We start from the raw sequence: 13,060 nt of genomic DNA, 5'->3' as shown, positions 1-13,060 counted from the left end.
TTTAGAGGAAAAATACATGACAGTCAGATATTTAAAATCAGGGAAGTCGGAATCTGATAGAGAGAGCGACAACGAAAAAGTCGTCCAGATCGTCGCAGATACCCTGAAGAAAATTGAACAAGAAGGTGATGCAGCAGTGCGTGAGCTGGCGATCAAATTCGACAATTACGCGCCAGAATCTTTCCTTCTGTCCCAAGAGGATATCGAAAGCATTATTGCCAAAGTCTCGCCGGAAGACATGGAAGATATCCGCTTTGCCAATGAGCAGGTCACTAATTTCGCTAAAGTGCAACTCGCATCAATGAGCGACGTGGAAGTGGAGACGCTTCCGGGAGTCATCCTCGGGCACAAGAATATTCCGGTGCAAAGTGTGGGCTGTTACGTCCCGGGTGGAAAATTCCCTATGGTGGCCTCGGCGCACATGTCTGTCGCTACCGCCAAAGTTGCTGGCGTACCACGCGTAATTGCCTGTACACCGCCGTTTAATGGTGAACCTAACCCTGCAGTTGTCGCAGCGATGCATCTGGGCGGTGCCGACGAAATCTATGTGTTGGGTGGTATTCAGGCTGTGGGCGCGATGGCGCTGGGCACCGAAACCATCGCGCCGGTGCATCTGCTCGTCGGTCCGGGTAATGCCTTTGTGGCAGAAGCGAAGCGCCAGTTGTTCGGGCGCGTGGGTATCGATCTCTTTGCTGGGCCAACAGAAACCATGGTGATCGCTGACGATACCGTGGACGCCGAAATGTGTGCGACAGACCTTCTCGGTCAAGCAGAGCATGGCTACAACTCACCTGCAGCGCTGGTCACGACCAGTGAAAAGCTGGCGACCGACACCATGGCGGAAATCGAACGTATTCTGAAAATTCTTCCCACCGCAGACACCGCCAGTGCCAGTTGGCGCGATTACGGTGAAATCATTCTGTGTGACAGCTATGACGAAATGCTCGCCGTCTCAGAAGAAAAAGCTTACGAGCACGTACAGGTGATGACCGACCGGGACGATTGGTTCCTCGACAACATGACCTGTTATGGCGGCCTGTTCCTTGGCCCACGTACCAATGTGTCCAACGGTGACAAGGTGATTGGCACCAACCACACCCTGCCGACCCAGAAAGCTGGCCGATATACCGGTGGACTGTGGGTAGGCAAGTACCTCAAGACACACAGCTACCAGAAAATCCTGACCGATGAGGCCGCAACCCTGATTGGTGAATATGGCTCACGCCTTTGTATGCTCGAGGGCTTTGTTGGCCATGCGGAGCAATGCAACGTGCGAGTAAGACGCTATGGCAACAAAGACGTGCCATACGGCGAAGCTGCGGCAAGAGGATAAGCGTCCGTGACGATGGAAAATCACCGCATTGCCGACGCCTTTTCTCGCTGGCGTCAGTGTCAGAAAAACGCTGAGCTTGGCGCGCTGGAAGCAGCCGCCGAGGGGCTGTTCGCCCCCAATGCCGTGATCCACATGTGTCATCCTTTCGGGGACATGACTGGCGCATCGCAATGGATTCGTCAAAGCTATCAGCCTTTGCTTGAGGCCATGCCGGATCTTGAGCGTCGGGATACCATCGTCATTCATGGAAAAGACCAACACGGTCAGCAATGGATTGGCTGCTGCGGCTATTACTGCGGCACCTTTCTCAGTCCGTTTTTGGATATTCCACCCACCGGGCACTTCACCCACATGCGCTATCACGAGTTCTATCAGATTGCTGATGATCGCATCGTTCAGGTGCAGACCATCTGGGATGTGGTCGAAGTGATGATGCAAGCCAATGCCTGGCCCATGGCGCCGTCGTTAGGACGGGAAGGACTGGTTCCGGGGCCAGCGACCCAAGATGGCGTGAAAGCGTTGTCGCCTGAAATGGATGATACGCCATCCAGCGCCAAGCTTGTTTTAGCGATGCTCAATGACCTGATCCGTCACCCCGCCCAAGGTGGCCCCGAGGTGATGAACCTGACGCATTATTGGCACCCAAATCTGACTTGGTATGGCCCAGCAGGTATTGGTACTTGCCGCGGTCTTTCAGGTTTTCGTCATTGGCATCAAATCCCCTTTCTCAACGCGATGCCTGATAGGGGAAAAGTACACAGTGAAACGGATATTCACCTGTTCGCACAAGACAACTATGTCGCGGTCACGGGCTGGCCAAATATGCGACAGACGCTCAGTGCCGACGGCTGGCTGGGAATCGCCCCCTCCGGTCAACAGGTCTCGCTGCGCAGTCTGGACTTCTGGCGTATCGAAGATGGGAAGATCGCTGAAAACTGGGTTTTGGTTGACCTTTTAGATGTTTACGCCCAGCTCGGCGTAGACGTTTTTGGCAGACTGAAGGAATTCAACAAAGCCAGACCGCACCGCGCGGTCGAATTACCAAAGGAAGTATTATGACCATTGCCCTGCCCAAAACCCCTTCATTTGATCTCACTGGCATGCGTGCATTAGTCACGGGCGCATCGTCAGGGATCGGTCTCGCGTGCGCCACGGCTCTGGCGCGAGCAGGCGCACATGTCACCTTGATGGCACGAAGAAAAGACCAGCTAGTGGCCCTTCAGCAAGCCATGGCCGACGAAGGGTTACATGCAGAAGCGCTACCCTTGGACATGACAGATCTTGCTGCGCTGGAGCGTGAAATGAACGCCCGCGAACCTTTTGATGTGGTACTCAACTCAGCAGGCCTGGCCAAGCACTCACCCGCTGTTGATACCCAGTCCGATGACTACGACCAGGTCTTCAACCTGAATGTGAAAGCGGCCTATTTCCTGTTCCAGTTTGCCGCCAAAAAGCTCATTGCCGCGGGCAAGCCGGGCAGCCTGATTTCAATTTCCAGCCAGATGGCACATGTGGGTGGTCTTGATCGCGCCGTTTATTGCGCCAGCAAACATGCCGTCGAAGGATTTACCAAAGCCATGGCAATCGAGTGGGGGAAACAAGGCATTCGCGTGAACACCGTTTGCCCCACTTTCATCAAAACCGACCTCACTGCATCGACGTTTGCGGACCCGGAAAAGCGCGCCTGGATAGAAAGCCACATCAAACTCGACCGCGTTGGCGAAGTGGAAGATTTGATGGGCGCTGTGGTTTATCTCGCTTCAAATGCCTCAGCCATGGTGACAGGAACCTCGCTGAAAGTAGACGGAGGTTGGACAGCAGAATAATGGCAAACGATAAAGTCACCTCAACCGACGTCGCCAAACGCGCAGGCGTCAGCCAGTCCGCCGTCAGCCGGGTGTTTACACCAGGTGGTTCGGCGTCGAAAAAAACCATCGAGAAGGTCAAAAAGGCCGCAGAAGAGCTAGGATACAGGCCAAACGTTTTGGCGCGCGCCATGGTCTCGGGCAAAAGCCGGGTCATTGGCCTGGTTGTCGCGTACCTCAATAACCAGTTCTATCCCGACGCGCTGGAAAAGCTCTCCAATCAGCTGCAGGAGCAGGGCTACCACGTCCTGATCTTCATGGCGAACAACTCCGATAGTGTTATCGAAGAAGTGATTGAAGAGATCTTGGATTATCAGGTCGATGGCATCATCGCCGCATCCGTCGATTTGTCCTCGGAGCTCGCTGCACGCTGTCGCTCAGTGGGTGTGCCTATCGTTCTTTTTAACCGCTCCCAACAAGGCGATGATTTCTCTTCTGTCACCTCTGACAATTTCAGTGGCGGCATTGCTGCTGCAGAGTTTCTTGTCGCAGGTGGCCATAAAAAAATCAGCTACATTGCCGGGCTGGATTGCACATCCACCCAACGTGACCGGGAAATTGGTTTCCGTGCCGGATTGCAGCAGGCAGGTATTGATGTTCACTCCCGAGGCGATGGCATGTTCGACATGGACAAGGCTCGGGAAGCAACCCGCGCGATGTTCAAGAACGATCCGCCAGACGCTGTTTTTGTCGCCAACGACCATATGGCCCTGGCCGTCATGGACACCATCCGTTTTGAGCTCGGCCTACACATTCCAGAAGACGTGTCCGTGGTTGGGTTTGATGATGTTCCCGCCGCTTCATGGCCTGCTTACAACCTCACCACACTGGCGCAACGCGCCGACATCATGGTGAGTGAAACCGTCAGAATTTTGCTGCAACAGATCAGCCATGAGAACGATGCGCCTCAGAAGGTTGCCATTGGTTCGCCGCTGATCGTCCGCGGCTCAGCCAGACTACCGAAAGGATACTCATCATGAAGGGCTTTGACGAAAAGTTTGTCGACTTTCCGGACTACATCATCTCAATAACGCATGAAATTTGGGAAGGGCGCAATCTCGCTTCGCTTCATGATTACTATGGTGAAGACATCGTCGTCCGCTCCCCTGCCGGACTGACCATTGGCAACAAAGATGTGATTGCCCAAACGGCTGGCACACTCAATGAATTCCCAGACAGAACCTTGTATGGCGAAGATGTTATTTGGAGCGGAACGCCAGAAGACGGCATGCTCTCATCACACCGTATTTTGTCCGAAGCAACGCACATGGGCGATGGACAATTCGGCGCAGCAACGGGCAAAAAGCTTCGTTACCGCATCATTGCTGACTGCCACGCCATCAACAATCAAATTAACGACGAATGGCTCATCCGGGATCTGGGTGCCATCGTGCGTCAGTTAGGGCACGACCCCAAAGCTTTCGCTATTCAGCAAATCGCCGATCAGGGGGGACACGAACATTGCGCCCGCCCCTTCACGCCCGCGATGGACAAGCAAGGCCCTTATCTCGGTAAGGGGAACGACAACGAATGGGGACAGCGTTACGCCGAGGTGTTAACCCGCATGATGAATGCCGAGTTTTCCTGCATTCCCGATGATTATGACCGCGCTTGTCAGGCGGAATATCCAGGTGGGCTGACAGTCAACTCATGGGGCGCAATCGACCAATTCTGGATTGGCCTTCGCGCCAGCTTCCCCAATGCCACATTCAAGATTGAACACCAGATTGGGCGCGACGACCCAATGATGCCACCCCGCGCGGCGATCCGCTTTTCCCTTCACGGAAAGCATGAGGGTTGGGGCCACTTCGGTCAGCCAAGCGGTGCAGATGTTTACTTGATGGCAGCAGCGCATGTGGAATTTGGCCCTTACGGTATCAGACGCGAATTCGTGTTGTTTGATGAAACGGCGATATGGAAACAGATCGCGCTTCACACAGGTTGAAGTCAGTTATCAGGCTCGCGCCTACAAGGAGAAAATAATGGAACAGCCTCAATGGGTGAGATTCGGCGAATTGATCCCGTGTCGTACAGCCTTTATCGATGCACATACACCGGGTTCCTCAGAAAAAGAGAACTTCACCATTATTGGCGGTGGTGTGTCGGAAAGTCCTGATCAGCACGTGCATATCAACGCCACGCCGGGCTTCAATATTGGCGCGGCAGGCCAACCTCCCCGCTGTTTCAACTCTCTGCATTCCCACAACACGGCGGAGGTGTTCTTTGTCCTGAAAGGACGCTGGCGTTTCTTTTGGGGAGAAACCGGAGAAGACGGTGAAGTCATCCTCGAAGAAGGGGACATTTTCAACATTCCTACCCGCTTATTCCGTGGCTTTGAAAACATCGGTAGCGATTACGGAATGATCATGTCGATACTGGGTGGCGATGATGCCGGCGGCGGCGTCATTTGGGCACCGCACGTTCGCGAAGCAGCACAAGCCCACGGTTTAGTGCTGGGTGAAACGGGTCGCCTGTATGACACCAAGAAAGACGAAGCTCTGCCCGATGATGAGCTCGAGATGCCATTGCCAGAGCAGGACTGGCTAAATGCCCTGTTGCGTCCTGATGCCACCACCGTCGTCAAACACTACGTTGCCCGTTACTGGGACATGATGGCAATGGCTGCTCAGGGAGCCGTAAAAGTGATTGGTGAGCATGGGTTATTAATCGACAAACCGGGTTTTGAAGTCGATTTTCTTTCCCGTCAGTCACCGCTGCCCGAAACACTTCACGCAGAAAAAGACGTGGTCCTAATGGTGATGCGAGGACATTGGTCTGTCAGTTGGCAAGGCAAGACAGAAATCTTCAATCCTGGAGACACTATTTGGCTTCCCGGAGGTACCGACTACTCACTCAAGGTCACTGCCTCCGGTGAAGCCAGCCTTTTTCGCGTCACGCGCACTGATGACCCAGCAGGCCTCACTTGGACTGAGGAAAACGTATGAATGAGCCATTAGTCCTGCTTCCCGGCATGATGTGCGATCACCGCCTGTTTGAGCATCAGGTTGCTTCATTGGGCGAAGAACGTGAAGTGATCGTGATGAATATCGATGGTCATGACAGCATGTCAGCGCTCGCAGCGGAAGTATTGGAAAATGCCCCCGAGAAATTCGCGCTGGGTGGGCTGTCAATGGGTGGCATACTGGCAATGGAAGTGTTTCGTCAGGCACCGGAGCGTATCACCCGACTCGCTTTGATGGACACCAACTCCCGCGCTGAACTTGACGAAGTGAAAGAGGGCAGGAAAGCGCACCTTGCCCGCACCGCTAACGGTGAAATGTTGGACGTGATGCAAGAGGTCATGATCCCAAAATACGTTCACCGAGACATCCCGCGCCCTGATATCGAAAAGCTGTGCCTTGAGATGGCAGCTAACCTAGGTGATACCTGCTTTATTAACCAGTCTCTCGCCCTTCGCGATCGTCCGGATCAGCAGGGCACACTGCGCGCGGTAACCGTTCCTACCCTGATATTGATGGGAGAAGACGACCAGCTCTGTCCGAGAGATCGACACGACACCATGAAGTCGCTCATTCCCCATGCCGATTTCATCATTATTCCTTTTGCCGGGCATTTGCCCACACTTGAAAAACCGGAGGCAACCACACGTGTCCTGCACGCTTGGTTGAACGCTTAATGGATAAAAAGCTCTATAAACTCTTGCTGAGTGTCGACACACCCACAGTCTGTAATGCAATAGAAGTGGCTCAGGGAGCGCGCGGTTTTGACCAGTTTACACGAGGTACACTGCTTGCGTCCGACCCCACCAGCAAAGCCATGGTGGGCTATGCGAAAACGGCGCAAATTGCCGCCATTGAGCCTTCCAGCTTGCCGCCGGAAGACGTTAAAGCGCTGCGCATGCAGTACTACAAATACATGTCGCAAGGCCCTTTCCCCTCGGTCACTGTGATTGAAGACTTGGATTATCCCAACGCAGTGGGCGCTTTCTGGGGCGAGATTAATACCAATGTGCACAAGGGCTTTGGCATTTCAGGCGTGCTCACCAATGGCGTGATGCGAGATTTGGGCGATTTGCCCGAAGCATTTCCGGTTCTGGCAGGTTCCATTGGTCCAAGTCATGCGTTCGTGCACATCGAATCCATTGGCGAGCCCGTTTCCGTGTTTGGCTTGACCGTCAATGAAGGCGACCTGATCCATGCAGACAGGCACGGTGCTGTCGTCATTCCCAAAGACATCATTCCCAAGCTTCAAGACGCGATAGAAACTTTGCTCCGCAATGAGCAAATTGTCCTGCAAGCCGCCAAAGAAGAAGGCTTTGATTTCGAGCGGTTTGAGCAGGCTTGGGCAGAGTTCGAACGCGTTCGTACCTGATTTCCAACGGCAGCATATTGCTGCCCGTTTCCTAACAATCAACGCAATACGGCTAAACACAAGGAGTACACCATGAAGTTGTCACTGATGATCGCTGTCATAGCCGGGCTACTCACCTCTACCGCATCCTTTGCCGACACCACGATTCGAATAGGCCATGCCACCCCTGAAGTGTCACCCATCCACCAATCGCTGTTGTATTTCGAAAAGGAAATCGAAAAACGCTCTAACGGCGAGATTGAAGTGGAAATCTATCCAGGCGGCCAGCTTGGTGGAGTGCGCGAAATGACCGAGCTGGTTCAATCCGGCAATATCACCATGGCCACTGGCGCGTCAGTGCATCTCTCCTCCACCGTTAACGAGCTTGCTGTGCTTGACCAGTTTTTGCTGTTTGCAGATGAAGACACCGCGCGTAATGTACTCGACGGAAAGGCAGGTCAGTCACTCGCTAAAGCCATGGAAAAGCAGGGCCTCAAGTCCATGGGCTTTATGGAACTGGGCTTTCGAAGCTTTACCAACAACCGCGCCCCGCTCGACAGCTATGAGGCCTTTGAAGGTCTACGAATGCGTTCAGCAGACAACCCTATCGCGATTAAAGCGTGGCGCTCTGTGGATGCCGTACCGATTGCGCTGGCATGGGGTGAGATTTATTCCTCCCTTCAACAGAACCTGATTTTCGGTCAGGAAAGTGCACTGTCTTCCATGCTCGTAGAACGCTTCTTCGAAGTGCAGGATTACGTGTCCCTGACCAACCACATCTATTGGCCTGAGCTGTGGATGGCGAACCTGGATTGGTACAACGATCTCAGTGATAAAGACCGCAAGCTTATCGACGAAGTCGCCCGTGAAACCATCGTGCTTGAGCGTGACCTCACCATGAAGACCAACAACGAAACGCTGGCCGCTCTGAAAGAAAAAGGGCTCAAGGTGAACGAACTTCCGTTGGCAGATCGTGAGCGTTTGGGGGCAACCATGAATGCAGCGATTGAGCAGGATATCCGACAGAAAGTCGGTAGCGACTTTTATGACGAGTTCATGTCGAACCTGAACCCGCAATAACCCTCCCTGTTAGCAAGCGGGCTTAAGCCCGCTTCTATCCCAAACCCAGCAAGAAAAGCACAAGGAAGGCAGTATGTTCCGAGCTCTTGAGAAATACTTTGAGCCCACGGTGATTGTCGCCAGCCTGCTCACTATCATCATCATGGTTTTTGCGGACGTCATAGCGCGCTTCGCTTTCTCGACATCCATCGTTGTTGCCAACGAAATCGCAAGGATCTGTTTTGTGTATCTCATCTACTTTGGCATCAGCTATGCCATTCGTGAGCACAGGCATATGCGCGTGACGTTTTTTATCGATAAGTTTCCCGCTAAGTTCAAGCGCATGATCTTGCTTGTCAGTGAGTCGATTTTCCTGATTTATTCCATCACGGTCTGCGTATTGGGCATCGAGATCACCCAGCAAGCCATTGCCCGGGGTAAAACCTTATCTGCCACCCAGTGGCCAACGTCTGTGCTTTATGCAGCGATCATTTTTTCCGGTCTACTGTGTGCGCTGCGTTTGCTTTACTCTCTCTATCTGATTGGGGTACGTGGCGATATCTCCATGTACCAGAATGAGGAGATGCCACAATGACCTCTCTCATCCTCTTTCTTAGCTTCTTTGTCATGTTCCTGATTGGCGTGCCCATCGGCATTGCGCTGGGCTCAGCCTCTCTCGTGGCAATCATGTACATACCGTTTTTAAAACCCGACCTCTATGCGCTAGGACTTGTCAGTGGCATCAACAGTTTCACCCTGATTGCTGTGGTGTTGTTTACATTGGCAGGTAATGTGATGAGTAAAGGCGGTATTTCCAAGCGTTTAATCGCAGTCGCCGATACCCTGTTCGGACGTGCGCCGGGGGACTTAGGTACGGTGACCATCATGGCATGTCTGTTCTTCGCAGCCATTTCAGGCACAGGCTCTGCCACTGTGGCAGCAGTCGGGTTGGCCATGATTCCAGCCTTGGTGAAACGTGGCTATGACCGTGCCTATGCTGGTGCAATGGTCGCCAGTGCCGGAGGTTTGGGTGTGATGATCCCACCCTCTGTGGTCATGATTGTGTATGCTGTCGCGGCCGGTGTCTCAGTCACCGCGCTCTTTATGGCGGGTATTCTGCCGGGTTTGGTCATCGCGTTAACCTTGATGACTTACAACTATTTCTACCGCAAGCAAGCCACTCAAACGAGCATGACAGAGTTGCGTCCGGCTCCCACCTGGAAGGAAATCTTTCATGTGCTTAACGAGGCCAAGCTCGCACTCATTATGCCCGTGGTGATTCTGGGCGGTATCTACGGCGGCATCGTCACGCCGACAGAATCATCTGCCGTGGCGGTCGTCTACGCCTTGGTGGTGTCTTGTCTGGTTTATCGCGAATTACCGCTCAAGGCACTGCCAAAGATCATGCTGGAATCGGCCATGTTGGTATCAGCGGTGCTGGTGATCATCGGTGCATCAGTCGCGTTCGGTCGCATCATCGCGCTGGAGAAAATTCCCACTGAACTCGCGCAGTTCGTACTTTCCATCACAGAAAACAAGTATCTGGTGTTGGTGGCGATTCTGGTATTGCTCCTGATCATCGGCACCTTCCTCGAAACTCTTGCATCCATTGTTATCCTGACGCCAGTGTTGTTGCCTGTATTGACCAAACTTCAGGTGGACTTGGTGCATTTTGGGATTGTGATGATCGTGGCGCTTGCCATCGGATTTGTCACTCCACCCTTGGGGGCAAATCTGTTCATGGCCGCTCAAGTCGGGGAGATTCCTTTTGAACGAATAGCCCGTCGGATACTGCCTTGGGTATGCGTACTGATTGCCGCTCTGCTCATTATTACCTTTGTGCCCGCAATATCGCTGATACTCCCTACGCTCTTTCTCGGGTACGGGTAGTCCACAAGCGATAACGAAATACCTTTAAGAAGCCATCCGTTAGGGTGGCTTTTGTATCTATCCAGCGATTGACTAAATAGTTCGTCTAAACACATAAATTTCCTATTAATGTTAAATGTTCTCAGTTGACGTCTCTTGGTATAAAAACCATTCATTAATCATATAAAAATAAAAGTACTTTAAATAATCTAAAAGACTCCTATTTCCAAAATTATTATCTAACGGTAGATCCTACCTCATTATCACGTAGCTACTTACTCTTACAATCTCAGTATCATAATTTACTTTTGATTATGCTACTTGATTTTGCGACTATCTTTTCATGTTCTTTAGGAATTCCATTATGATTTCAGTAACACTTGTTGATGATCACTTAGTAGTTCGATCTGGCTTTTCTCAATTGTTGTCGGTAGAAGATGATATTGAAGTACATAGTGAATTTGGTAGTGCAAAGGAAGCCTTTCACTCACTCTCAGTCTCAGATGTGGATGTCGCAATTATAGATGTGTCCATGCCGGATGAAAGTGGTTTAGTATTGCTTGAGAAAATACGTACAAAGAAGCCAGATTTTAAGGCAATTATTTTGAGTATTTATGATTCGGCTACTTTTGTTAAAAAAGCCCTTGAAGTAGGTGCATATGGCTATCTATCAAAACGTTGTGGTCCAGAAGAACTTGTTACCGCTATACGCACTGTAGCCAAAGGAGATCACTATCTCTGTACTGACGCACTTATCAATTTAAGCAATGCCTCAGTAGAACCAAATGTATTGCAGGCTCTAACAAAAAGGGAAAGAGAGGTCTTTGAACACCTCATTCTAGGAAAGAATGTAAAAAAAATCGGGGCGGAGCTCTATATTAGTCATAAAACAATTCACGTCCATAGAGCTAATATCCTCAGTAAGTTAGGGCTATCAAGCAATGTTGATTTGATTCGCTTTGCTCTACAACACAAGTTACTCGATGATGACCCTCTATGAATGAAACAAAGCTAACCCGTCAGTCTCTAGTCAACATATCCACGAAAGGTTTTGTGTATGTGTTTGCTTTGTTTTTGTATCTAATCAGTTGGTTCTGTCTCTGGAATATTAGCCAGTACTTTCTCACCGATTTCATCTTGTCAGCCCTTTTCTTGCCTTCAGGATTAAAGCTTGCAGCTCATGTACTTAGTGCCCGACACTTCCTACCCTTATATACTCTTGGCGAGATGGGACTTATCGCCTTTCTTATATTTCTTCTTGATGAGCCTGGCTCTACCTTAATCCTGTTATTTTTTTCAGTTGTCGGGCATACGCTGTCTATTGCGTTTCGAAACATATGGAAGGATCTAGATGTTTATTGGGTACGAATCGTGGCGCTTTGCTATCTGGTTTTTTTCTACTCGACTATTTGTGGTATCTCATTAATTTTATTGAGTAAGCCACTTGGCTGGGAAGTCAGCTACGCGCTGAGTGGTGCTGTTTCAGCCCTAACGGGCGGTATCCTCTTGGTACCCTTCTTTTACCTTCTTTACGACTATGTTTTTCGTCACGCTTGGCAGCCTCTAAGTCCGGTTTTAATTAATCAGGGAGTGGTGCTTCGTCCTTCAGCGATTGTTTGGTGCATGTTCTTTTTCTGTGTTGGTATGTTTGCAGAGCTGGTTTTACTCGAGGATATGAAGCCACAAGCCCTTCTCATTTTTATGCTGCCTAATATTTTTATGGCCTATCGCTACGGGTGGCAAGGTGCAGTGTTAGCTTCGGTAATGAACAGTATCTTACTTGCCACGGCGAAACACCTATCGGGACCTTTTGATACAGTTTTGGAATTACAGAGCTTTATTTTCACTCAAGCAGTGATCGGATTAGGACTTGGTATCGGGATCAGTCGCCAATACCAGCTTTCCCATAAGCTACAGATCGTAAATAAAAATTTACAAAAGGAACTAAAATCAAAGAACCTTTTGGCCCAACAACTCGTTCACTTAGAGGAAGGCATCAGAAAATCACTGGCCAGAGAGTTGCACGACGAAATTGGTCAGAACATCACTGCCATTCAAATCCAGAGTATGTTGGCAAAACGACTGGCACTGACACCTGATGCTAAGAAAGTGGCTATCACAATTAATGATATGGCCATGCGAATTCACTCCTCTACTCGTCAACTTCTTAATCAGCTACGCCCCCAAATTTTAGATGAAATGGGTATTGAAGAGGCCATCCGCCAACTCGTAGATGAAATGGGCTTTAAAGAGAGAGACATAAGCTTTCGGCTAACCTTTGGAATACAAGAAGAAAAGTTAGATGAAGTGGTTGCTGTTACCCTGTATCGCATTACTCAAGAGCTTTTAAATAACATCTGCAAACATTCTGGAGCCACTCGCGTATACCTAACCCTACTTCCTGGTAGTCAGTTCGTCTTAGAACTAAAAGATAACGGGATTGGGCTACCAGAAAATTGGAGATCAAAAGGTCATGGTCTAAAGGGCGTTGAGGAGAGAATTCAAGCACTTGGGGGGAACATCAGTATTCACAGCAATAAAAACGGTAGCCAAATCACAGTTAAATTACCTATAAGGCTCAACGAAAACGATCAAAACTAGGAATTTTTCCTATTAATTTATA

General features: G+C 50.6%; 13 protein-coding genes. All 13 read left to right on the top strand.

Translation table 11 applies throughout. From position 1 onward, the window contains the following. The first annotated feature begins 16 nt into the window (after nt 1–16). The 13 genes from hisD (at nt 17) to D515_RS18270 (ending at nt 13,038) form a co-directional block, all read left to right on the top strand. Nucleotides 17–1,333 carry a histidinol dehydrogenase gene (gene hisD, locus D515_RS18330; RefSeq protein WP_002540624.1) on the top strand — a complete coding sequence of 439 codons (1,317 nt, stop codon included), beginning with the start codon at nt 17–19 and terminating at the stop codon, nt 1,331–1,333. A 12-nt stretch (nt 1,334–1,345) separates the two neighbouring features. Then, on the top strand, nt 1,346–2,392 hold the full coding sequence (locus D515_RS18325) for an ester cyclase (RefSeq protein ID WP_039850296.1): 1,047 nt from the start codon (nt 1,346–1,348) through the stop codon (nt 2,390–2,392). Next, nucleotides 2,389–3,159 carry an SDR family NAD(P)-dependent oxidoreductase gene (locus tag D515_RS18320; RefSeq protein ID WP_002540622.1) on the top strand — a complete coding sequence of 257 codons (771 nt, stop codon included), beginning with the start codon at nt 2,389–2,391 and terminating at the stop codon, nt 3,157–3,159. Before D515_RS18325 ends, D515_RS18320 begins: the two co-directional genes overlap by 4 nt. Further along, nucleotides 3,159–4,178: a LacI family DNA-binding transcriptional regulator gene (locus D515_RS18315; RefSeq protein ID WP_002540621.1), complete on the top strand. Its 1,020-nt coding sequence runs from the start codon at nt 3,159–3,161 to the stop codon at nt 4,176–4,178. Before D515_RS18320 ends, D515_RS18315 begins: the two co-directional genes overlap by 1 nt. Beyond that, the gene (locus D515_RS18310; RefSeq protein WP_002540620.1) at nt 4,175–5,143 is read left to right on the top strand and encodes a nuclear transport factor 2 family protein; all 969 of its coding nucleotides are present in this window, start codon (nt 4,175–4,177) and stop codon (nt 5,141–5,143) included. Before D515_RS18315 ends, D515_RS18310 begins: the two co-directional genes overlap by 4 nt. A gap of 37 nt (nt 5,144–5,180) precedes the next feature. Then, nucleotides 5,181–6,143 (top strand): cupin domain-containing protein, encoded by a 963-nt coding sequence (locus D515_RS18305; RefSeq protein ID WP_002540619.1) that lies wholly within the window; start codon nt 5,181–5,183, stop codon nt 6,141–6,143. After that, on the top strand, nt 6,140–6,835 hold the full coding sequence (locus D515_RS18300) for an alpha/beta fold hydrolase (protein ID WP_002540618.1): 696 nt from the start codon (nt 6,140–6,142) through the stop codon (nt 6,833–6,835). The genes D515_RS18305 and D515_RS18300 overlap by 4 nt, the downstream gene beginning before the upstream one ends. Further along, nucleotides 6,835–7,530 (top strand): RraA family protein, encoded by a 696-nt coding sequence (locus tag D515_RS18295; RefSeq protein ID WP_002540617.1) that lies wholly within the window; start codon nt 6,835–6,837, stop codon nt 7,528–7,530. The genes D515_RS18300 and D515_RS18295 overlap by 1 nt, the downstream gene beginning before the upstream one ends. A gap of 72 nt (nt 7,531–7,602) precedes the next feature. Beyond that, entirely contained in the window at nt 7,603–8,589 is a 987-nt protein-coding gene (locus D515_RS18290) for a TRAP transporter substrate-binding protein (protein WP_002540616.1), read from the top strand. Nucleotides 8,590–8,662: 73 nt separating this feature from the next. Next, on the top strand, nt 8,663–9,163 hold the full coding sequence (locus D515_RS18285) for a TRAP transporter small permease (RefSeq protein WP_002540615.1): 501 nt from the start codon (nt 8,663–8,665) through the stop codon (nt 9,161–9,163). After that, complete coding sequence (locus D515_RS18280) at nt 9,160–10,458, top strand: TRAP transporter large permease (RefSeq protein ID WP_002540614.1); 1,299 nt, start codon at nt 9,160–9,162, stop codon at nt 10,456–10,458. Before D515_RS18285 ends, D515_RS18280 begins: the two co-directional genes overlap by 4 nt. Before the next feature lie 343 nt (nt 10,459–10,801). Then, a complete protein-coding gene (locus tag D515_RS18275; protein WP_002540613.1) occupies nt 10,802–11,437 on the top strand; it encodes a response regulator in 636 nt (211 codons plus the stop codon). Next, nucleotides 11,434–13,038, top strand: coding sequence for an MASE1 domain-containing sensor histidine kinase (locus tag D515_RS18270; RefSeq protein ID WP_002540612.1), 1,605 nt, complete (start codon nt 11,434–11,436; stop codon nt 13,036–13,038). The genes D515_RS18275 and D515_RS18270 overlap by 4 nt, the downstream gene beginning before the upstream one ends. The last annotated feature ends 22 nt before the right edge of the window (nt 13,039–13,060 follow it).

This window comes from Grimontia indica (assembly GCF_000333895.2).
Classification (GTDB): domain Bacteria; phylum Pseudomonadota; class Gammaproteobacteria; order Enterobacterales; family Vibrionaceae; genus Enterovibrio; species Enterovibrio indicus.
This window is presented reverse-complemented; position numbering and strand designations above follow the sequence as displayed.